This is a genomic window from Streptomyces sp. NPDC093018 (genome assembly GCF_040684035.1).
In the GTDB taxonomy this organism is placed as follows: domain Bacteria; phylum Actinomycetota; class Actinomycetes; order Streptomycetales; family Streptomycetaceae; genus Streptomyces; species Streptomyces murinus.
Genome location: NZ_JBFBFF010000021.1, coordinates 118,066 through 140,180, shown reverse-complemented (window position 1 = coordinate 140,180; position 22,115 = coordinate 118,066). Strand labels below are relative to the sequence as shown.

The following is a 22,115-nucleotide window of genomic DNA, read 5'->3' as shown; positions in this document are numbered from 1 at the left end:
ACGGGGCACACCCCGGGGGCGGTTCACGCGATGGTGTGATCATGTCCCGCGCGTGGGATGGGTGTTCGGGGCCCCGGGTAGGGCCCGGCCATGACGCAGCCGTTCGAACTCCCGCACTTCTACATGCCGTTTCCCGCGCGGCTCAATCCGCACCTCGACGAGGCACGCGCCCACTCCACCGCGTGGGCACGCGAGATGGGCATGCTGGAGGGCTCCGGGATCTGGGACCAGGCCGACCTGGACGCGCACGACTACGGACTGCTGTGCGCCTACACCCACCCCGACTGCGACGGCGCCGCCCTCTCGCTGATCACCGACTGGTACGTATGGGTGTTCTTCTTCGACGACCACTTCCTGGACATGTTCAAGCGGACCCAGGACCGCGCCGCGGGCAAGGCCCATCTCGACCGGCTCCCGCTGTTCATGCCCATCGATCCCGCGACCCCCGTGCCCGAGCCGGAGAACCCCGTCGAGGCGGGTTTGAAGGACCTGTGGGCGCGTACGGTGCCCGCGATGTCGGCGGACTGGCGCCGCCGCTTCTCGGTGGCCACCGAGCATCTCCTCAACGAGTCGATGTGGGAGCTGTCCAACATCAACGAGGGGCGGATCGCCAACCCCGTCGAGTACATCGAGATGCGCCGCAAGGTGGGCGGCGCGCCCTGGTCCGCCGGGCTCGTGGAGTACGCGACCGCCGAGGTGCCCGCCTCCGTCGCGGAGACCAGGCCGCTGCGGGTCCTGATGGAGACCTTCGCCGACGCCGTCCATCTGCGCAACGACCTGTTCTCCTACCAGCGCGAGGTCGAGGAGGAGGGCGAGAACAGCAACGGCGTGCTCGTCCTGGAGACCTTCTTCGGCTGCACCACCCAGCAGGCCGCCGACACCGTCAACGACATCCTCACCTCGCGCCTGCACCAGTTCGAGCACACCGCGCTCACCGAGGTGCCCGCGATCGCCCTGGAACACCGCCTCACCCCGGCCGAGACGGGCGCGATCGCCGCCTACGCCAAGGGACTCCAGGACTGGCAGAGCGGCGGCCACGAATGGCATCTGCGCTCCAGCCGCTATATGAACAAGGGCGCGCGAAACGACTCGCCCTGGCTGCTGCCCAGCGGCCCCGGCACCTCCGCTGCCCGGATCGGCGCCCTGCTCGCCTCCGCCGCGCACGAGCGGCTGCGCGCCTACACGCATGTGCCCCACCAGAAGGTCGGCCCCTCGATCCTGCCCGAGTTCCACATGCCGTTCGCCCTGGAGCTCAGCCCGCACCTCGACGCCACCCGCCGCAATCTGCGCGCCTGGTGCGACCGGGTCGGCATCCTCCAGGAGGGCGTCTGGGACGAGGACAAACTGCGCGCCTACGATCTCGCCCTGTGCTCCGCGGGACTCGATCCCGACGCCACCCCCGAGGCCCTCGACCTCAGCGCCCAGTGGCTCGCCTTCGGCACCTACGGCGACGACTACTACCCCCTGGTCTACGGCCACCGCAGGGACCTGGCCGCCGCCCGCCTCACCACCGCCCGGCTGTCGGCCTGCATGCCCGTCGACGGCGAGCCCCCGCTGGTGCCCGGCAACGCGATGGAACGCTCCCTGAGCGACCTGTGGGCCCGCACCACCGCCCCGATGAGCACCGCCCAGCGGCGCACCCTCAAGGCCGCCGTGGACACCATGACCGAGAGCTGGGTGTGGGAGCTGTCCAACCAGCTCCAGAACCGCGTGCCCGACCCGGTCGACTACCTGGAGATGCGCCGCGCCACCTTCGGCTCCGACCTCACCCTGAGCCTGTGCCGGATGGGCCGGGGCCCCGCGGTCCCGCCGGAGGTCTACCGCAGCGGCCCGGTGCGCTCCCTGGAGAACGCCGCCATCGACTACGCCTGCCTGCTCAACGACATCTTCTCGTACCAGAAGGAGATCGAGTACGAGGGCGAGATCCACAACGCCGTCCTGGTCGTGCAGAACTTCTTCGGTGTCGACTACCCGACCGCGCTCGGTGTCGTCCATGACCTGACCACCCAGCGCATGCGGCAGTTCCAACATGTGGTCGCCCATGAACTGCCCGTGCTGTACGACGACTTCGGGCTGTCCCCGCAGGCCCGGGCGGCGGTGGACGGCTATGTCGACGACCTGCGGAACTGGCTCGCGGGCATCCTCAACTGGCACCGCAGCGTGGACCGTTACAAGGACGCCTGGCTGTCCCGGCGCGCCCATGGCTTCCTGCCCGACCGCCCGCCCGTGCGGCCGCTGCTCACTCCGGGCTGATCGGCCGTTTCGGAATCTACCCGTATGGAGTAGGGCATTCAGGGAACGTCGGCGGACTCTTCGCAGTCTTCACAGGTAAGGGGAACGACACCACGCGAGAACACGGGGGGTGTTCGAGCTTGACCGAGATCATCGAGAAGGCCGTCGAGGGGATCACCGGCGCCACGGAGGAGAAGAAGCGGGCGCCGGGCGAACTGCGGCCGTATGTCGCGCCGTTGACCGTGCCGCCGGTGCTGCGGCCGGCCGGGGCCGATGTCCGGCGGGAGACCGAGATCGCCCTGCGCCCGACCTGGGTGCGGCTGCACCCGCAGCTGCCGCCCACCCTGATGTGGGGCTACGACGGCCATGTCCCCGGCCCGACCATCGAGGTGCGGCGCGGCCGCCGGATCCGCATCGCCTGGACCAACCGCGTCCCCAAGGAAGCCGAGTACCCGGTGACCTCGGTGGCGGTGCCGGTCCGCGCGCCCGGCACCGCGCCCGCCACCACCGAGCCCGGCCGCGGCGGCGCCGAACCCGACAAGGACGTCGCCGCCCTGCCCGCCTGGACGGTCACCCATCTGCACGGCGCCCGGACCGGCGGCGGCAATGACGGCTGGGCGGACAACGCCGTCGGCTCCGGCGACGCCCAGCTGTCCGAATACCCGAACGACCACCAGGCGACCCAGTGGTGGTACCACGACCACGCCATGAACATCACCCGCTGGAACGTGATGTCCGGGCTCTACGGCACCTACCTCGTCCGCGACGACGAGGAGGACGCCCTCCGTCTGCCGTCCGGGGAGCGGGAGATCCCGCTGCTGCTCGCCGACCGCAATCTCGACACCGACGAGGACGGGCGGCTCAACGGACGGCTGCTGCACAAGACGGTCGTCGTACAGCAGAGCGACCCGGAGACCGGCAGGCCGGTGACCATCCCGTTCACCGGGCCCTACACCACGGTCAACGGCCGCATCTGGCCGTACGCCGAGGTGGACTCGGCCTGGTACCGCTTCCGCCTGGTCAACGCCTCGAACGCGCGCATCTTCGACCTGGTGCTGATCGACGAGGACGGCGACCCGGTGCCCGGCATCGTGCACCAGATCGGCAGTGACGGAGGGCTGCTGCCGCGGCCCGTGCCGGTGGACTTCGGCGCGGAACTGCCCACCCTGACCGTGGCGCCCGCCGAGCGCTTCGATCTGCTGGTGGACTTCCGGCGGCTGGCGGGCCGTACCCTGCGGCTGGTCAACAAGGGCCCGCGCCGGCCGGCGGGCGTGCCCGACCCGGCCGGTGACGTGCGCTTTCCCGCGGTCATGGAGTTCCGGGTCCGCAAGGCCGCCGAGCACGACACCTTCGAGCTGCCCGAGGTCCTGTCCGGCTCCTTCCGCCGGCTCACCCACGACCTGCCGCACGGCCACCGGCTGGTCGTGCTCACCCCGCCCGCCACCAAGGGCGCGGGCGGCCACCCGGAGATCTGGGAGATGACCGAGGTCACCGACACCGACGGGCTGGTGCTCCCGGCCGACGGGGTCATTCAGCTCACCGGCCCCGACGGCACCACCAAGACGTACCGGCGCGGCGCGCGGACCTTCAACGACGGGCTCGGATTCACCATCGGCGAGGGCAGCTACGAGCAGTGGAGCTTCCTCAACCTCGCGCCCATCGTGCACCCCATGCACATCCACCTCGCCGACTTCCAGCTGCTGGGCCGGGACGCCTACGACGTCTCCGGCTTCGACCCGGCGACCGGCGGCACCCGCACCCCGATCCGCCACGACGCGGGCACCGCGATCCCGCTCGCCCCCAACGAGCAGGGCCACAAGGACGTCTTCCGGGTGCCCGGCGGCCAGTTGCTGCGGGTCATGGGCCGCTTCGACGGGGCGTACGGCAGGTTCATGTACCACTGCCATCTGCTGGAGCACGAGGACATGGGCATGATGCGCCCGTTCGTCGTGATGCCGGCCGAGGCGATGAAGTTCGACCACGGAGCGATGCACGACGGCGGCCACGGAGGGCACATGGACTGAACCGACCCTGAGCCGACCCGGGGCCGGGGCCGGTGCGCGGGGCGTCCGTGGTGACTACCCGCCGCCGGCCTCCGGTCAGTCTCACTCGTTCGTGTCTCGTCAGGGACCGGTGCGCCGGGTAGATGACCGGCCGGAGGCGAACGAACCATGGAACACACTGCGTTGCGGCCCAGGCCGCTGCCGGGCCGGGGCCCCCGGACGGGCGGCGGCCCTCGCACGGGCGGCGGCCCCGCCCACCATCCGCACGCCGCGACCCGGCGCCGCCGGCGGCTGCGGACCCTGCTGCTCGGTGCCTGCGCGGGCACCCTGCTGGTGCTGTCCGGCGTGGGCATCGGCGCGTTCGGCGCCACGGTGCTCGGCGGGGGAGGAGAGGCCGCGCCGCGCCCCCGGGCCGCGGGCGCGCCCGTACCGGACAGCGGCCCCCGGGCCACCCTGGGCGTGGAGGCCGTCGACTACGGCAGCCCCGGCGCGCTGGTGGTGGGCGTGCACACGCCCGGCCCCGGCTACCGGGCGGGCCTGGCCCGCGGGGACGTCCTGCTCCAGTTCGGCGGCGCCCGTGTCGACACCGCCGCCGACCTGGCTCGGGCCGTCGCCCGCGCCCGCCCCGGCAGCGAGGTCCTGCTCACCGTGCGGCACAGCGGCGGCGGCTTCCAGCAGCTGACGGTGGTGCCCGGCGTGGTGACCTGAGCGCCGCGGAAACCGGGGACCGGTGGGTCATGATGGCCGGGTGCCGGACGTCCTGCCGACCCCCGTGACCCGCCCCGCGCGGATCTCCGCCGTGCCCGGCGGACGCGGGATCCGCCGATCGGGTCGCGTGGCCCGGTGCGGGCGGGCAGGATGCTGCCCGGGGCGCCTTCCGCGCGCCCTGCCACCCGCCCGACCAGCCAGAACCGCCCGGAGGCCCGGATGACCGGTAGTACGACCACGCCCTTCAGCGCAGCCGACCACAAGGCCCGCATGGAGCGCGCCGCGCGCGCCGCGGCCGACGCCGGTCTCGCCGGGCTGCTCGTGGCGCCCGGACCGGACATGGTGTGGCTGACCGGCTACACCCCCACCGCCGTCACCGAGCGGCTCACCCTGCTGGTCCTCGCCCCCGGCCAGGACCCCGTCCTGGTCGTCCCCACCCTGGAGGCCCCGGACGCCGAGCACTCCGTCGCGGGCGAGGCGCTCACCCTGCGCGACTGGACCGACGGCAAGGACCCCTACGCCGTCACCGCCGAGCTGCTCGACGGCCGCGGCCGCTACGGCATCAGCGACAACACCTGGGGGATGCACGTCCTCGGCCTCCAGCGCACCCTGCCGGACAGCTCGTACGCCGCCCTCACCGACGCCCTGCCCATGCTGCGCGCGGTCAAGGACGCCGCCGAGGTGGAGCTGCTCGCGGCCGCCGGAGCCGCGGCCGACGCCGCGTTCGAGGAGATCCGCAAGGTGACCTTCGCCGGGCGCCGCGAGTCCGACCTCGGCCGGGACCTCGCCGCGCTGCTGCGCCGCTTCGGCCACTCCCAGGTGGACTTCACCATCGTCGGCTCCGGCCCCAACGGCGCCAACCCGCACCACGAGGTCGGCGACCGCGTCATCCGGCGCGGCGACATGGTCGTCCTCGACTTCGGCGGCCTGAAGGACGGCTACGGCTCCGACACCACGCGCACCGTGCACGTCGGCGAGCCCACCGAGGAGGAGCGCCGGGTCCATGACATCGTGCGCGAGGCCCAGGAGGCCGGCTACCAGGCGGTGCGGCCGGGCGTGGCCTGCCAGGAGGTCGACCGGGCCGCCCGCAAGGTGATCACCGACGCCGGGTACGGCGAGTACTTCATCCACCGCACCGGGCACGGCATCGGCGTCACCACGCACGAGCCGCCGTACATGATCGAGGGCGAGGAGCTGCCGCTGGTGCCCGGGATGTGCTTCTCGGTGGAGCCCGGCATCTATCTGCCCGGCCGGTTCGGGGTGCGCATCGAGGACATCGTGACGGTGACCGAGGACGGCGGCCGCCGCCTCAACAACACCGGCCGCGAGATGGTGACAGTGGACTGACGGCCCGGGCCCGGGGCTCAGGGCGGGCCCCGGGCGACCACCCCCGACGACACCCGGAACGGCAACGCGCGATCCATGACCCAGGCACCGACCCCCACCGCGGACACCGTCCGCCAGCTGGTCCGTTCGCTGCTCAAGGAAGGCCCCGAGGGCGACGGACCCGACGTCCGGCCTGTCCGGGAGGGGCACGACTACACCTGGTGGGTCGGCACCCGCCAGGTGCTGCGCCTCGCCCCCGACCGGGAGGCGTCCACCCGCCGCCGGCGGGAACTGCGGCTGCGCGCCCTGGTCCGCCCGCACGTCCCGGTCGCGGTGCCGGTCAGCGTCGCGCACGCCGACTGGGCGCCCGGCCTGGCCTGCACCCTGGACACCGTGGTGCCCGGCGGCACCGCCGAGGAGCACGAGGTCTCGGCGGCCGGCGAGGCCGATCTCGCCGGGCTGCTCACCGGGCTGCGCGCGGTGCCGGTACGGCAGGCCGAGTCCCTCGGCGTGCCGCGCGCCGCCCCGCGCTCCCTGGAGGCGCTGCGCCGGATGGCGGTGCACGCGGCCGAACAGCTCGCCACCGCCGACGAGTTCGACGCCGCGCCGATGTACCAGCTCACCCCGGCCGGGGCCGCCCAGCTCGCCGCGCAGCCCGGAGTCGCCGTGCTCACCCATCACGGGCTCACCGGCGAACACGTGGTGGTCAGCGCCGACGGGCGGGTGCGCGGCATCCTCGACTGGACCGAGGTGGCGCTCGGCGATCCCGCCGAGGACATCGCGGGACTCGCCGTCGCCGTCGGCTCCCCGGCCGCTGTCCGCGCCGCCACCCTCGCCGGGTACGGCGCCCGCCCCTGCCTGCGCGGCCTGTGGCTCGCCCGCTGCGACACGGTGCTGCGCCTCGCGGACCGCCTCGACGGCCGTACCTGTGGCGACCCGACACTGCTGCGCACCCAGCTGCGCCGGGCGTGGGAGCCGATCCTGCTGGAACGGGTGACGGACTTCAAGACGGCGGGGGAGGAGCCGTAACGCGCTCCCCCCAGGGCTGCCTCTCCCCGTCTCAGGGCTGGCTGAGCACCACGCACGACTCCCCGGGCAGCTGGAGCATCCCGTCCGCGCCCGGGGGCTCGACCGGCTGCCACGCGGCGAGGACCAGGGCCGGGCGGGAGCCCAGCGGGATGGCGGCCGCCTCCTTGCCCAGGTTCACCGCGACCCGTACGTCGCCCCGCCGGAAGGCCAGCCAGCGGGCCCGCCCGTCGTAGGCCACCTTCGTGTCGGCGAGATCGGGGTCGGTGAGGTCCGGCTGGTCGCGGCGCAGCGCGATCAGCCGCCGGTACCAGTCCAACACCCGTGCGTGCTCGACGCGTTCGGGCTCCGACCAGTCCAGACAGGAGCGTTCCCGGGTCGCCGGGTCCCCCGGGTCCGGTACGTCCTCCTCGGCCCAGCCGTGCGCCGCGAACTCCCGGCGCCGCCCGCGCCGTACCGCCTCCGCGAGGCCGGGGTCCGTGTGGTCGGCGAAGTACTGCCAGGGCGTGCCGGCCGCCCACTCCTCGCCCATGAACAGCATCGGGGTGAACGGCGCGGTCAGCACCAGCGTCGCCGCGCAGGCCAGCAGGCCGGGGGAGAGGTGCGCCGAAAGCCGGTCGCCCTGGGCGCGGTTGCCGATCTGGTCATGGGTCTGGGAGTAGCCGAGCAGCCGGTGCCCGGCGACCCGCGACCGGTCCAGCGGCCGCCCGTGGTGCCGCCCCCGGAAGCCGGAGTACGTGCCGTCGTGGAAGTAGCCCCCGGTGAGCGTCTTGGCCAGCGCGGCGAAGGGATCGCGTGCGAAGTCCGCGTAGTAGCCCTGGGACTCGCCGGTCAGCGCGGTGTGCAGGGCGTGGTGGAAGTCGTCGTTCCACTGCGCGTGCAGCCCGAGCCCGTTCTCCGCGCGCGGCGTGATGAAGCGCGGGTTGTTGAGGTCGGTCTCGGCGATCAGGAACAGCGGCCGGCCCACCTCCACCGCGAGCCGGTCGACGGCCGCCGACAGCTCCTCCAGGAAATGGGTGGCCCGGGTGTCGTACAGCGCGTGCACCGCGTCCAGGCGCAGCCCGTCCAGCCGGAAGTCCCGCAGCCAGGCGAGCGCGCTGCCGACGAGGAAGGCGCGCACCTCGTCCGAACCGGGCGCGTCCAGGTTCACCGCCGCGCCCCACGGAGTGGTGTGCGTGTCGGTGAAGTACGGCCCGAAGGACGGGAGATGATTGCCGGAGGGCCCCAAGTGGTTGTGCACGACGTCCAGTACGACACCGAGCCCCAGCTCGTGCGCCCGGTCCACGAACCGCTTCAGCGCCTCGGGGCCGCCGTACGGCTCGTGCACCGCCCACAGCGACACCCCGTCGTACCCCCAGCCATGCCGCCCGGGGAACGGACATACTGGCATCAACTCCACATGGGTGATGCCCAGTTCCACCAGATGACCGAGCCGGGCCGCCGCCGCGTCCAGGGTGCCCTCGGGGGTGTACGTGCCCACATGCAGCTCATAGAGCACCGCGCCCGGCAGCTCCCGCCCCGGCCACGGCACCCGCCACCGGTACCGCTCCTGGTCCACGACCGCGCTGAGCCCGTCGGGACCGTCCGGCTGCCGGCGCGAGCGCGGATCGGGCAGCACCGGACCGTCGTCCAGCGCGAATCCGTACCGGGCGCCGTCACCCGCCGTCGCCTCCCCCTTCCACCAGCCCGCGCGCTCCGGATCGCGCGTCAACGCCCGCGCGGCGCCCTCGCACTGGAGCGTCACCCGGTCTGCCTGCGGTGCCCACACCTCGAACTGCACGGACGGTTCCCCTTCGTCTGCTCACCGTGATGTCCCGCGCTCCCATCGTGCCCGCCCGCACCGCCGATCTCCCCTTCGATCGGGCCCTTTCCCCCCAGGTGTCGTGCGATGTTTCCCGGCGGGCCGCGCGGAAGTACCGGCGGGCGGGCGCCGATTGCCCGCTTTCTGGACACCCGCCGCCCACTGACCGACAATCACAGGCGTGACGTCGTCCTTCGAGTTCCCCACCGCCCCGGCCCCGGCGTCCGCGCGGCTGTCCGACACGGAGCGGGAAGCGGCGCTGGAGGTGCTGCGGGACGGCGCGGCCAAGGGCCGGCTGTCGCACGAGACGTTCGTGCGCCGCATGGAACTGGCGCTCGCCGCGCGGCACGCCGACGAACTCGCCGTACTCGTCGCCGACCTGCCCCGCGACAACCGCTTCTCCCGCGCGATCTTCGGCACCGTCGAGGCCGTCTCCGGTTTCACGGTACGGCTGCGCCGCGCCTGGCAGGCCGAGCGGCTGCCCGAGCTGCTGCTGCCGGGACCGGCCCACACCCGGCTGCGGATAGGCCGCGACCCGGGCAACGGGCTGCGGCTGACCCATGAGACGGTCTCCCGGGTGCACGCCGAACTCAGCCGGCAGGGCGGGCTGTGGATCCTGCGGGACCTCGGCTCCACCAACGGGACCACCGTCAACGGGCGCCGGGTGATCGGCGCGGTCGCGGTCCGCGAGGGCGACCAGGTGGCGTTCGGACGGGTGGCGTACCGGCTGTCGCTGAGCTGAACGCGCGGCCGCGCCGCCCCGGTCGTTCGAACGGGTGACCCGCACTGCGGAACGCCGGACGTCCTGCCGATGCAACGGGCATGACGTACTTCACCAGAGCGACAGCGGCCGCCGGCGTGTTCCTGGCCGCCGCCGGTCTCCTCGCCGCGGGCCCCGCCCAGGCGGCACCCCACCTGCACGGCAACCGGCTGCACCTCATGATCACCCGCTCGGGCGCCCGGGCCGACAGCGGCCGCAGCGCCCTGCTGCGCTGCCTGCCGCCCCAGGGCCATCCGTACGCGGCCGAGGCCTGCGCCGAACTGACCGCCGCCCGCGGCGACATCGACCGCATCCCGGCCCGCAAGGTGTTCTGCCCGCGGATCTACTCCCCGGTCACCGCCACCGCGCACGGCCGCTGGAACGGCCGGACGGTCGACTTCCGGCGGACGTACACCAATTCCTGCGAGCTGCGGGCGCGGACGGGGTCGGTCTTCGACCTCGGCGACCGACCGGCGGCGCACTGACCGGCGGCACACCGACCCGCGGCACACCGACCCGCGGCGGGAGGCTGCGCCGCACCGGCCGGCGGCCCTATCGACACGCCTGCTCCCGGGCCTGCCGGGCCGCCAGCAGCACCGTGCGCGACTGGTGCTCCACCTGGTGGTCCAGGGGCACCCAGCGGGCCCGGAAGCGCCGGGCGAAGGCGTCGGACCAGGTGGCCACGAGCCGTTCCAGGTCCGGCGCCGCCCGGTCGCCGCTCTCCCGCAGCACCCGCAGCAGCATCGCGGCGGCCCGCAGCGGCAGCCGCCGTCCGAACGCGTCCACGCTGCCGACGTACGCCATCGTGGAGGCGGCCGGCACGGTGTGGGTCCAGTCCTCGGCCAGGCCCGGGATCAGCTCCAGTGCCCAGCGCGCGGCCCGCAGCAGCGGCCCGTCGGCGCCGTCGAGCCGGGGCAGCGCCTGCGCCAGCACCCGCTCCACCTCCAGCGAGTCCCGCAGCAGCCGCCCGGCCAGCCGCCGCATCGCCGCCGCCGGTGCCGGGTGCGGCGCCGGGTCGTCCACCAGGTCGCTGGCCCACATCGGCACCTCCACCACGGCGGTCAGTCCCCCGTAGCGGTGTGCGTGGTACCAGGTGCTGTGCCGGGCGTCGTCCGGCATGCTCGGGTAGGCCACGCCCGTCTCGGGCCCCGGCATCACATGCACCCCGGGCCCGGACGCCGGCCAGCCCGCGGCGTCCGAGGCACCCGTCTCCACCGGGATGTGCAGCTGTGCCGCCGACTTGGCGAACGGTTCCGCGAGGCCCGGCACGTCCCGGGTCAACTGCACCCAGCTGCCGCCCAGATCGGTGCCGTGCAGGGTCACCTGGAGGTAGGGGCGCAGCTCGTCGATCACCCCGGTCAGGGCCCGGGTCTCGGGCGGCAGCCGGTCCGGGGGCAGCACGGACGGCGACCACTCCGGCTGTTCGGCGCCGGTGGGCCGGTAGAAGCCGAGGTGGTAGTCGAGCAGGCTGCGCGGGGCCGGGGTGACATGGAGGGCGGCGCCGTCCGGGTCCGCGCAGAGCAGGAAGTGCCAGGAGGTGCCGGTGCGCAACTCGCGTTCCGCCAGCACCCGTCGGGCCAGCACCCGCAGGGTCGAGCCGCCGGCCGGTTCGTTGGCGTGGGCGCCCGCCACCACCAGCACCGACCGCTGTGCGTGCCCCACCGACAGCAGATGCAGGGGCCGTCCCGCGCGCGAGCGGCCCACCTGCCGCAGCGCGCACAGCCCGGGTTCCGAAGCGGCCAACGCCCGTGCGCAGGCCACCAGTTCGGGAACGCTGGGATAGCGCAGCTCCGGCAGGAGACTCACCCCCGATTCGTCCGCCCTGCTTCGCCCTCCCAGTCCCGCACGGTGCGCGGTGGCTGTCAAGCGTCCGGCCGGATGCCCTCTCGGCATGTGCCAACCGGAGCCGGTGCCACCGCATTCGTGGTGCTCACCGCTGGTGCAGCCCCCGTCCCGCGAGCGTCAGGAACACCTCGCCCACCGCCTCCGAGAGCGTCGGATGCGGATGCACATGCCGGGCCACATCGGCGGGTTCGGCGTCCCAGCCGACGATCAGCTGCGCCTCGGCGATCAGCTCCGAGACCTGCGGGCCGACCAGATGCACCCCGAGCACCCGCCCGCCACCGGCCTCGGCGACCACCTTCGCCATCCCGCCCCGGCCGTGCACCATCCCCTTCGCCAGCGCGGTCAGCGGCATGGCGCGCACGGCCACGTCGTGTCCCCCGGTGCGCGCCTCCGCCTCCGTGAGCCCGACGGCGGCGGTCTGCGGCGAGGAGTACGTCACCCGGGGTACGGCCGCGTAGTCGACCGGCGCGGGCCGCAGCCCCGCGAGGGACTCGGCGACGACCAGCCCTTCGGCGAAGGAGGCGTGCGCGAGGCCGAGCGAGGGCGGCGGCAGCAGATCGCCGACGACATGGATGCCCTCCGCGGCCGTCTCCAGCCGGTCCCAGTCGGCCGGTACGACGAAGCCGCGGGCGTCCGTCGCGAGGCCGGCCGCGGCCAGGTCCAGGCCCTCGGTGACCGGGACCCGGCCGACCGCCACCAGGAGCCGCCGCGCCGTCAGCGTCCGGGTCTCGCCGCGCGCGGTGCGCACCCGGGCCCGCACCCCGTCGTCGAGCACCTCCGCGTCCAGCAGCCGCGCTCCCACCTGGACATCGATGCCGCGCCCCCGCAGCCCCCGGGTGAGGTGCCGGCTCACGTCCGCGTCCTCCAGGGGCACCAGCCGCTCCGCCGCCTCCACCAGGGTGACCTCCGCGCCCAGGGAGCGGTGCAGGGAGGCGTACTCCACGCCGATCGCGCCCCCGCCGAGAACCAGGACCGAGTCCGGCAGCCCGGGTGCGAACAGCGCGTCGTCGCTCGTCACCACGCGCCGCCCGTCCGGCACGAGCCCGGGGAGCGCGCGCGGGCGTGAACCGGTGGCGAGGACGAGGCCACGGCGCGCGGTGAGCTGGCGCACGCCGGGCGCGTCCTGTACGCCCTCCACCCGCACCGTCCGCGCCCCCGTGAGCCGCGCGCTGCCCCGCACCACCCGCACTCCCGCCTCCGCCAGATGTGCCCGCAGCCCCCGGTGGTTGCGCGAGACGATGTCGTCCCGGGTGGCGACCAGCGCCGGCCAGTCGACGGAGTCCAGCGTGGCCTTCACCCCCCACCGCTCCCGGGCCTCGGCGATGCCGTCGACCAGTTCGGCGGCGTGCAGCATCGCCTTGCTCGGGACGCAGCCGCGGTGCAGACAGGTGCCGCCCAGCTGGTCGCGTTCCACGAGGACGACGTCGAGGCCGAGGGCGGCGGCGCGCAGGGCGGTGGCGTAGCCGCCCGTGCCGCCGCCGATGACGATGACATCCGCGAGGTCCGTCGGATCCGCCGGGTCCGTGACATCCGCTGTGTGCGTGCTCATGCCCACCACCCTGCGGCCGCCCCTTGCCATGAGTCCAAGGCAATGTTCTTGTGGAATCCATGCGGAATGTTCATGGGAGGACGGGGCGATGAGCCTGCGGCAGATGGAGTACTTCGTGACGGTCGTCCAGGAGGCGTCCTTCACCCGCGCGGCCGACGCCCTGCATGTCACCCAGTCCGCGCTCTCGCACCAGATCAAGGCGTTGGAGAAGGAGGTCGGCGGGGCCCTGCTGGAGCGGCTGCCCCGGGGCGCCCGGCTCACCCCGATGGGCCGCGCGTTCCTGCCGGGCGCCGAACTCGCCGTGCGCAGCGCCGCCCGCGCCCGCCGCGCGGCCCGCGCCGCCGCCGGGGCCGAGGGCGGCGAACTGCACATCGCCGCCCTGCACGCCATCGCCGTCGGCGCCCTGCCCGACGTCTTCGCCCACTGGCGCGCCGCGCATCCCCATGTCCTGCTGCGGCTGCACGAGTACGCCACCGCCGAGGCCCTGGAGGACGCCGTGCGGCGCGGCACCGCCGACCTCGCCATCGGTCCCGAGCCCGCCGAGCCGGCCGGCCCCGTCGTACCGATCGGCGCGGAGGAGATCGTCCTGGTGGTGCCGTTCGACGACCGGCTCGCGGGCCGTTCGACGGTGACCCTGCCCGAACTGGCCGACCGGGCCTGGGTCCGCTGCGCCATGGAGCCCGTGGTGCACGGCGCCCGCTTCCTCGACTGGGCCTGCGGGCGGGCCGGGTTCACGCCCCGCACCGCCGTGTGGACCGAGCAGTCCTCGACGGCGGTGCGGATGGCCGCCGCCGGGGTCGGGGTGTGCGCCGCGCCCGCCCACATCGTGCGCGGCGCCGTGGGCGAGGACTGTGTGCTCCTCACCCCCGACCCGTCCTGGCGGCGCCCGCTGGCCGTCTACGCGCGCACGGAACCCACCGGAGCCGCCGCGGCCTTCGTGGATCTGCTGCGCGCCCGTTGGCCCGCCGTGAGCGGCCTTCCGGAGCGGCCCGACCGGCTGCCCCTCACGCCCGCGTGACCCGCTCAAGCAGCGCCACCGGTCGTGGCCCGAACAGATCCGTGAGACGTACCCGGCCGGTGAACTCCCGTTCGGGATCGAGCACATCGGCCCAGTGGCCGGGCGGCAGCGGCAGGCCGGTGTCCCGCCAGCCGCCGGACTCCGCGAGCCGCAGCGAGAGCCGGGTCACCGCCGTGATCACCTCCCCGGAGCGGGTGAAGGCCGTGCAGTGCTGCGCCGCCGGGCCCTCGGCGGGCAGCGGATCGTAGGACGCCGCGGCCCCGAAGGCGTCGGGCCTGCGGGCGCGCAGGCGCAGTGCCGCGCGGGTCAACGCGGCCTTCTCGCCCGGGTTCTCGGGCGGCAGGGCCGCCGGGCGGCGGTTGTCCGGGTCCACCAGCGTCCGGAACTCGCCCTCGGCGCCCTGGTACACGTCCGGGACGCCCGGCATCGTCAGGTGCACCAGGGCCGTGCCGAGGACGTTGGCCCGGATGTGCGGCTCCAGCGCCTTGCGGAAGGCGGTCACGCGCTCGCCGGGCGGCCCGCAGGGACCGGTCGCGGCGAAGGCGGTCACTGCCTCCTCGTACGGCGTCTCCCGCTCGGTCCAGCTGGTGTACATGCCGGCCTCGCGCACATGCTTCAGCAGGTACTGACCTACCCGCTCCTCGTCGGCCGGGCCGAGCCCGAACACCGTCTGCCAGGCCGCCCAGGCCAGCTGCCGGTCCGGGGCGCCCTCCTCGGCCCGGGTCAGCTCGGTCACCAACTCGGCCCAGCGGGACGGGCATTCGGTGAGGACGGCGAGGGCCGCGCGGACATCGGCGCTGCGCTTGGTGTCGTGCGTGGTGACGGCCGTACCGGTGAGCGGCCGCTCCTCCTGGAGGCGGGCGCAGTACACGTGGAACTCGCGCGGCGAGATCCCCGGCCGGCCCGGGTCGCCGCCCACCTCGGTCGCCGACAGCAGCGGCACATAGCGGTAGTACGCCGTGTCCTCCACCGACTTGGCGCGCAGCGCGGAGGCCGTCTGCGCGAACCGGGTGCGCAGCTCCAGCCGGTCGGCGTGGTCCGGCGCGGCCGGGTCCCCGGGCGCCTCGACGAGCAGTTGGCGTACGAGGTCGACCGCCGCCGCCTCCTCGGGCACCACGAAGGCGAGCCGGGCCTCCTCGGCCGCCTCCTCGGTGATGACGGCGGCCGCGTCCCCGGAGGCGTAGGGCCGGTAGACCCGCATCCGGACCAGGAGTTCCTCCAGGGCCGTGCGCAGCGCCCAGGGGGCCCGGTCGCGCAGCGCGAGGTCGGGGGAGTGCGCGCACAGCCGCACCGCGACCCGGGTGAGCCGCTCGGTCTCGGTGGCCAGCTCATGGGTGAGCACCTTGTAGGCGGCCCGGCGGGCCGTGGCGTCCCAGACGCCGCCACGGTCCTGCTGCGGGGCCGCGAACCGCCGGTACTCGGTGAGGAGTTCGACCGCGCCGTCCGGGTCCGTGAACAGGCCGTCGACCCGGCGCAGCGCGTCGTAGCCGGTGGTGCCCGCGACCGGCCAGGAGGGCGGCAGCCGTTCGTCGTCGGCGAGGATCTTCTCGATCACCGTCCAGCGGCCGCCGCTCGCCTCGTGCAGCCGGGCGAGATAGGCGTCGGGGTCGGCGAGCCCGTCGGGGTGGTCCACGCGCAGCCCGTCGGCCACGCCCTCGTCCAGCAGCTGGAGGATCTTGGCGTGGGTGGCGTCGAACACCTCGGGGTCCTCCACCCGCAGCCCGATCAGCTCCGAGATGCTGAAGAAACGCCGGTAGTTCAGCTCGGTCCTGGCGAGCCGCCACCACACCGGGCGGTACCACTGGGCGTCCAGCAGCTCGGGCAGCGGCAGCCCCTCGGTGCCGGCGCGCAGCGGCAGGACCTGGTCGTACAGGCGCAGCGTGTCGCCGTCGATCCGCAGATGGTCCAGCTCGGCGCCGAGCGGGCCGCCGAGGACGGGCAGCAGCACCCGGCCGCCCCCCGCGTCCCAGTCGATGTCGAACCAGCGGGCGTGGGCCGATTCCGGTCCCTCGCGCAGTACCTCCCACAGGGCGCGGTTGTGTCCGGGCGCCATCGCCATGTGGTTCGGCACGATGTCCAGGACCAGGCCGAGGCCGTGCTCCCGGGCGGTCCCGGACAGCGCGCGCAGCCCCTCCTCGCCGCCGAGTTCCGCGCGGACCCGGGTGTGGTCCACCACGTCGTAGCCGTGCGTGGAACCCGGGACGGCCTCCAGGACGGGGGACAGATGCAGATGGGACACGCCGAGCGAGGCGAGGTACGGGACGGCCGCCGCGGCGGCCGGGAACGGGAAGGCGGGCTGGAGCTGGAGCCGGTAGGTGGCCGTGGGCATTCCCGGTCCGGGTCGCGCAGAGGTCATGGAGACCTACGTACCCGCCCTGCCGCGTTTCGTGTCACCCGGACCGGGCCGGAGGGTGGGGCGGCTCATCCGCGCTCACCCACATGGCCTACGGCGCCCTACGCCGGACGGCGTAAGACCATGAGGCTGCGGTCCTTGAGGGTCAGCCGGTCGCCCGCCCCCGCCTTCGCCCCCGAACCTGGCGGGATCCCTTCGTCGCGGGCCGTGTCCACCACCACCTGCCACTGCCGGCCGTGGTTCACCGGCACCCGGAAGTCCAGCGGCTGCGGGGAGGCGTTGAACAGCAGCAGGAAGGAGTCGTCGGTGATCCGCTCGCCGCGCGGGCCCGGCTCGGAGATGGCGTTGCCGTTGAGGAACACCGTCAGCGCGGACGTCCCGGCCGCGTCCCAGTCCCGCTGGGTCATCTCCGAACCCTGTGGGGTGAACCAGGCGATGTCGGACAGCCGGCCGTGGCTGCCCTCCACCGGGCGGCCGTGGAAGAAGCGGCGGCGGCGCAGCACGGGGTGGTCGCGGCGCAGCCACACCATGGTGCGCACGAACTCCAGCAGCTCCCCGCCGTCCTCGGGCCAGCGCAGCCAGGAGATCTCGTTGTCCTGGCAGTAGGCGTTGTTGTTGCCGCGCTGGGTACGGCCGAACTCGTCGCCGTGGCTGATCATCGGCACGCCCTGGGACAGCATCAGCGTGGCGAGGAAGTTGCGCGTCTGGCGGGCGCGCAGCGCGAGCACCCCGGGGTCGTCGCTCTCGCCCTCCGCGCCGCAGTTCCAGGACCGGTTGTGGCTCTCGCCGTCCCGGTTGCCCTCCTCGTTGGCCTCGTTGTGCTTGTCGTCGTACGACACCAGGTCGCGCAGCGTGAAACCGTCGTGGCAGGTGACGAAGTTGATGGAGGCCAGCGGGCGGCGCCCGTCGTCCTGGTAGAGGTCGGAGGAACCGGTCAGCCGGGAGCCGAACTCCGCGAGCGCGCGCGGCTCGCCCCGCCACAGGTCCCGTACGGTGTCGCGGTACTTGCCGTTCCACTCGGTCCACAGCGGCGGGAAGTTGCCCACCTGGTAGCCGCCCTCGCCCACGTCCCAGGGCTCGGCGATCAGCTTCACCTGGGAGACCACCGGGTCCTGCTGCACCAGGTCGAAGAACGAGGACAGCCGGTCCACCTCGTGGAACTGCCGGGCCAGGGTGGCCGCGAGGTCGAAGCGGAAGCCGTCGACATGCATCTCGGTGACCCAGTAGCGCAGCGAGTCCATGATCATCTGGAGCACGTGCGGGGACCGCATCAGCAGCGAGTTGCCGGTGCCGGTGGTGTCCGTGTAGTAGCGGGGATCGTCCGCGAGCCGGTAGTACGACGGGTTGTCGATGCCCTTGAAGGAGAGCGTCGGACCCAGGTGGTTGCCCTCGGCGGTGTGGTTGTAGACGACGTCCAGGATGACCTCGATCCCGGCCTCGTGCAGCGCCCGCACCGCCGACTTGAACTCCAGCACCTGCTGGCCGCGATCGCCCCAGGAGGCGTACGCGTTGTGCGGGGCGAAGAACCCGATGGTGTTGTAGCCCCAGTAGTTGCTCAGGCCCAGGTCCGCCAGCCGGTGGTCGTTGACGAACTGGTGTACGGGCATCAGCTCCAGCGCGGTCACGCCGAGCTTGGTCAGATGTTCGATGACGGCCGGATGGGCGAGCGCCGCGTATGTGCCGCGCAACTCCTCGGGCAGACCCGGGTGACGCATGGTCAGGCCCTTGACGTGGGCCTCGTAGATCACCGTGTGGTGGTACTCGGTGCGCGGCGGCCGGTCGTCGCCCCAGTCGAAGTACGGGTTGATCACCACCGAGGTCATGGTGTGCGGCGCCGAGTCCAGGTCGTTGCGCCGCTCGGGCGCGTCGAAGTGGTAGCCGTACACCTCCTCGCCCCAGCGCACCGCGCCCGCCACCGCCTTCGCGTACGGGTCGAGGAGCAGCTTCGCCGCGTTGCAGCGCAGTCCGCGCCCGGGGTCGTAGGGGCCGTGCACCCGGAATCCGTAGCGCTGCCCCGGCATCACCCCCGGCATGTACGCGTGCCGCACGAACGCGTCGCTCTCGCGCAGTTCCACCGCCGTCTCCGAGCCGTCGTCGTGCAGCAGACACAGCTCCACTCGGTCCGCGGCTTCCGTGAAGACCGCGAAGTTGGTGCCGGCGCCGTCGTACGTGGCGCCGAGCGGATACGCCTCTCCAGGCCAGACCTGCATGGCAATGACTCTCCCAGGTGGGCGGCCCGCCCGGGGGCCGGTCCGCGCGACGGCACGAAGTCTCCCCGAAAGCAGGAACGGGCCCGGCCGGGTACCCCCGGCTATGAAACCGCTCACTTCCCGTGTGCGGGCGGTGGGGAACGGCCCAAAAACGCCAAGCAGTTGAGCAAAGCAGGAGCGGAACCGACCTGTCCATCCGGCTGCACCGCGCAGCGCTCCCGGAGTACCCTTCCTTGATCGTTGAGACGGGAAAGGCCCGGGGACGGAAGGCGGTGCACGGGTGGGCTCGGGAGGGCTGGAGCTGCCCCCTGGTGGCGAGGGTCACGAGGGAGACTCCACGGACGTCCCGCCCGGCGCGGTGTCCCTGGCACGGCCGATGGACGCGGGTTCCATCGGCCCGGAGCTGGACTGGGGCGCCGACGCCTGGCACGAGGTGCGCACCCGCGCCCAGCGGGCCGGCCGGGCCTACATCTGGCTGAACCTCGTGGAGCAGCGGCTGCGTTCGGTCGTCGCCGCCGTCCTGCGGCCGGTGTACGAGCCCGTGCACGGCGACGAGTGGGTGGTCGCCGCCGCCGGACCGGCCGGCCAGGAATGGGTGCAGCGCGCGGTCGCGGTGCGCGAAGTCAGCCGCCGCAAGGGCTACTTGCTCGACCCGGCCGACGACAACGTGCTCAGCTTCCTGACGTTGCCCCAGCTGCGCGAGCTGATGGTGCAGCACTGGCCCTGCTTCGAGCCGTACTTCGACGAGCGCCGCGACCTCGAACTCGCCCTGGACGAGCTGGAGGTGACCCGCAATGTCGTCTCCCGCAACCGCGCCCTGTCCCAGGCGGTGCTCGGCCAGGCGGAGCGCGCCTCGGCCCGCCTCCTGGAGATGCTGGGCGCGGACGGCGATGTGCCCTCCGCGCGCCGGCTGCCCGTCGACGCCGTCGAGGACCTGGTCGGCGACCGGTACGCCGATGTGGTCGCCGTGCACTCCGACCGGGTGCGGCTGATGCGCCAGTTCCCGGCCGAGGACATCTTCGGCGGCGCCCGCCGCCTGGACGCCATCGGCATCGGCCTCAACCTGCTGGTGCAGAACTTCTCCGGGCGGCGCCTGGTCCGGCTCGCCGAGTCCGGCTGCCGCATCCGGCTGCTGTTCCTCAACCCCGCCTCCAGCTCGGTCAAGCGCCGCGAGCGCGAACTCGGGATGAAACGGGGCGAACTGAGCCGCTCGGTGGAGATGAACATCCTGCACATGCGCCGGGTGCGCTCCCGGCTGCGGGACCCGGACGCCTTCCAGATCCAGGTGTACGACGAGACGCCGCGCTTCACCGCCTATCTGGTGGACGGCGACGGGGCCGACGGCGTCGCCGTGGTGCAGTCCTATCTGCGCGGGGCGCGGGGGATGGAGTCACCGGTCCTGGTGCTGCGCAACGGCAGCCGCCTGGTCACATCGGACGACGCGGGCGAAGCCGGGCTGTTCCCGACATACCGAGAGGAATTCGAGCTGGCATGGGCGGATTCGCGCCCTGTGTCCTGATCTGTCCCCTGGGTTGCCCCGAAAAGCGGAACGCGGTCCTCTGATTGTCAGTGCCCCGTGCGAGGGTGGAGACCACTGGGGGAACGCACCATCGAGAAGGGGGACCGCCCATGGGCTGGCACCAGGAGCTGCTGGTCGGCTTCGACCTGGAGACGACCGGCACGGATCCGCGCGAGGCACGCATCGTCACCGGCGCGGTGATCGAGGTCAGGGCCGGTGAGCCGCTGGGCCACCGGGAGTGGCTGGCCGATCCGGGCGTCAAGATCCCGGCGGACGCGGTCGCCGTGCACGGGATCAGCAATGAACGGGCGGCGGCCGAGGGCGAGCCCGCCGACCGGGTCGCCGACGCCATCGCCGAGGCGCTGGTGTCGTACTGGAAGACGGGCGTCCCGGTCGTCGCCTACAACGCGGCGTTCGACCTCACCCTGCTCTCCGCCGAGCTGCGCCGCCACCGGCTGCCGTCCCTCGCCGACCGCCTCGGCGGAGCCGCGCCCGCGCCGGTGATCGACCCGTACACCATCGACCGCCGGGCGGACCGCTACCGCCGCGGCAAGCGGAACCTGGAAGCGGTCTGCGCCGAGTACGGCATCGTCCTGGACGCGGCGCACAACGCGTCCGCCGACGCCCTCGCCGCGGCCCGCCTCGCCGCCGCGATAGCCGTCCGCCACCCCAAGATCGCCGCCCTCGGCCCGGCCGAACTGCATCGCCGTCAGATCGAGTGGTACGCCGAATGGGCGGCCGACTTCCAGGCCTTCCTGCGCCGCAAGGGAGAGGCGACGGCGGTGGTGGACGGACTGTGGCCGCTGCGGGAGCTGACGCCCGAGACGGTGTGACGAGGACAGGGCGATCAGGCCGGTGTGATCAGGCCGGTGTGATCGGGCCGGTGTGATCAGAAGGGGTACCAGCGCACCGACTCGTCCCCGTCCCGCAGTGACGCCACCCGGCGGCGGAACTCGGCCAGGGCCTTGGGGTTGCTGGGCGCGTGCTGGGAGACCCAGGCACAGCTGGCCGTCTCGCGGGCGCCGCGCAGCACCGAGCAGCCCTCCCACTCGCGCACGTCCCAGCCGTAGGTCTCGGTGAAGGCGTCGTAGGACTCGGCGGGCAGCCCGTACCGGTCGCGGGAGAGGGCCATCACCACCAGATCGTGCTCGCGCAGATCGGCGGAGAAAGTCTCCAGGTCCACCAGGACCGGCCCCTTCGGCCCGATGTGGACATTGCGGGGCAGCGCGTCGCCGTGGATGGGACCCGGCGTCAGACGGGGCGTCAGCGCGGCCGCGGCCGCCGCGAAGCCGTCCCGGCGCGCCCGCAGATAGGCCGCGTCCTCGGGGTCGATCGCCTCGCCCGCGAGCCGCAGCCAGCGCTCCACCCCGCCCAGCAGCTCACGCGGCGGCAGCGCGAACGGCGCCGCGGGCAGGGCGTGCACCAGGCGCAGCAGCTCGGCCAGATCGCGCGGCTCGGCGGGGCGTACGGCGTCCGGCAGCCGGTGCCACACCGTCACCGGATGCCCCTCGATGAGCCGCGGCTCCGGCTCGGCCGCCCGCACCGCCGGGACGCCCGCCTCGGCGAGCCACCCGGCGATGTCCAGCTCGCGCCGGGCCCGCGCCAGCAGCTCGGCGTCGCGGCCCACCTTGACGACCAGGTCACCGGCGGCGAACACCGCGTTCTCGCCGAGCGCGAGCAGCCTCGCCTCCCCGGCCCCCGCCGCGGGCACGCCCGCCGCGGCCAGTACGTCCCGCGCCCGTGCCTCGTCCATCGTGGTGCCTCC

16 protein-coding genes are annotated in these 22,115 nt (G+C 73.7%); 10 read left to right on the top strand and 6 right to left on the bottom strand.

Annotated features, from left to right (window positions below; translation table 11 throughout):
- The first annotated feature begins 90 nt into the window (after positions 1-90).
- The 5 genes from cyc2 (at position 91) to AB0N90_RS33350 (ending at position 7,298) form a co-directional block, all read left to right on the top strand.
- A complete protein-coding gene (gene cyc2, locus AB0N90_RS33370; protein WP_365202824.1) occupies positions 91-2,253 on the top strand; it encodes a germacradienol/geosmin synthase Cyc2 in 2,163 nt (720 codons plus the stop codon).
- Between the two features lie 152 nt (positions 2,254-2,405).
- Positions 2,406-4,256, top strand: a complete 1,851-nt coding sequence (phsA, locus tag AB0N90_RS33365) for an O-aminophenol oxidase PhsA (protein WP_365202843.1) — start codon at positions 2,406-2,408, stop codon at positions 4,254-4,256.
- 147 nt (positions 4,257-4,403) lie between these two features.
- Positions 4,404-4,943 (top strand): PDZ domain-containing protein, encoded by a 540-nt coding sequence (locus AB0N90_RS33360; protein WP_365202822.1) that lies wholly within the window; start codon positions 4,404-4,406, stop codon positions 4,941-4,943.
- A gap of 219 nt (positions 4,944-5,162) precedes the next feature.
- Positions 5,163-6,290, top strand: coding sequence for an aminopeptidase P family protein (locus tag AB0N90_RS33355; RefSeq protein ID WP_361679305.1), 1,128 nt, complete (start codon positions 5,163-5,165; stop codon positions 6,288-6,290).
- 75 nt (positions 6,291-6,365) lie between these two features.
- Complete coding sequence (locus AB0N90_RS33350; RefSeq protein WP_365202820.1) at positions 6,366-7,298, top strand: aminoglycoside phosphotransferase family protein; 933 nt, start codon at positions 6,366-6,368, stop codon at positions 7,296-7,298.
- A gap of 31 nt (positions 7,299-7,329) precedes the next feature.
- Here AB0N90_RS33350 and treZ read toward each other — a convergent pair whose 3' ends face one another.
- On the bottom strand, positions 7,330-9,075 hold the full coding sequence (gene treZ, locus AB0N90_RS33345; RefSeq protein WP_365202818.1) for a malto-oligosyltrehalose trehalohydrolase: 1,746 nt from the start codon (positions 9,073-9,075) through the stop codon (positions 7,330-7,332).
- A gap of 202 nt (positions 9,076-9,277) precedes the next feature.
- On the opposite strand from treZ, the gene AB0N90_RS33340 reads away from it, so the two are divergent.
- Together AB0N90_RS33340 and AB0N90_RS33335 are read left to right on the top strand one after the other, a co-directional pair.
- Positions 9,278-9,838, top strand: coding sequence for a DUF1707 and FHA domain-containing protein (locus tag AB0N90_RS33340; protein ID WP_365202816.1), 561 nt, complete (start codon positions 9,278-9,280; stop codon positions 9,836-9,838).
- Between the two features lie 80 nt (positions 9,839-9,918).
- Complete coding sequence (locus tag AB0N90_RS33335; protein ID WP_365202814.1) at positions 9,919-10,341, top strand: SSI family serine proteinase inhibitor; 423 nt, start codon at positions 9,919-9,921, stop codon at positions 10,339-10,341.
- Between the two features lie 67 nt (positions 10,342-10,408).
- Here AB0N90_RS33335 and AB0N90_RS33330 read toward each other — a convergent pair whose 3' ends face one another.
- Positions 10,409-11,662 (bottom strand): M14 family zinc carboxypeptidase, encoded by a 1,254-nt coding sequence (locus AB0N90_RS33330; RefSeq protein ID WP_365202812.1) that lies wholly within the window; start codon positions 11,660-11,662, stop codon positions 10,409-10,411.
- A 124-nt stretch (positions 11,663-11,786) separates the two neighbouring features.
- On the bottom strand, positions 11,787-13,250 hold the full coding sequence (lpdA, locus tag AB0N90_RS33325; protein ID WP_365202810.1) for a dihydrolipoyl dehydrogenase: 1,464 nt from the start codon (positions 13,248-13,250) through the stop codon (positions 11,787-11,789).
- A gap of 88 nt (positions 13,251-13,338) precedes the next feature.
- Between lpdA and AB0N90_RS33320 the strand changes: the two genes are divergently transcribed.
- A complete protein-coding gene (locus tag AB0N90_RS33320; RefSeq protein WP_365202808.1) occupies positions 13,339-14,268 on the top strand; it encodes a LysR family transcriptional regulator in 930 nt (309 codons plus the stop codon).
- Here AB0N90_RS33320 and treY read toward each other — a convergent pair.
- Complete coding sequence (gene treY, locus AB0N90_RS33315) at positions 14,255-16,597, bottom strand: malto-oligosyltrehalose synthase (protein WP_365202841.1); 2,343 nt, start codon at positions 16,595-16,597, stop codon at positions 14,255-14,257. The genes AB0N90_RS33320 and treY overlap by 14 nt on opposite strands.
- Positions 16,598-16,722: 125 nt before the next feature.
- Entirely contained in the window at positions 16,723-18,831 is a 2,109-nt protein-coding gene (gene glgX / locus AB0N90_RS33310) for a glycogen debranching protein GlgX (RefSeq protein WP_365202806.1), read from the bottom strand.
- A gap of 280 nt (positions 18,832-19,111) precedes the next feature.
- Between glgX and AB0N90_RS33305 the strand changes: the two genes are divergently transcribed.
- Both AB0N90_RS33305 and AB0N90_RS33300 read left to right on the top strand, forming a co-directional pair.
- On the top strand, positions 19,112-20,350 hold the full coding sequence (locus AB0N90_RS33305; RefSeq protein ID WP_361679277.1) for an SAV2148 family HEPN domain-containing protein: 1,239 nt from the start codon (positions 19,112-19,114) through the stop codon (positions 20,348-20,350).
- 110 nt (positions 20,351-20,460) lie between these two features.
- On the top strand, positions 20,461-21,183 hold the full coding sequence (locus AB0N90_RS33300) for a 3'-5' exonuclease (RefSeq protein WP_361679274.1): 723 nt from the start codon (positions 20,461-20,463) through the stop codon (positions 21,181-21,183).
- 56 nt (positions 21,184-21,239) lie between these two features.
- On the opposite strand, the gene AB0N90_RS33295 is transcribed toward AB0N90_RS33300, so the two are convergent.
- Entirely contained in the window at positions 21,240-22,103 is an 864-nt protein-coding gene (locus AB0N90_RS33295) for an aminoglycoside phosphotransferase family protein (RefSeq protein WP_365202804.1), read from the bottom strand.
- Positions 22,104-22,115 lie beyond the last annotated feature (12 nt).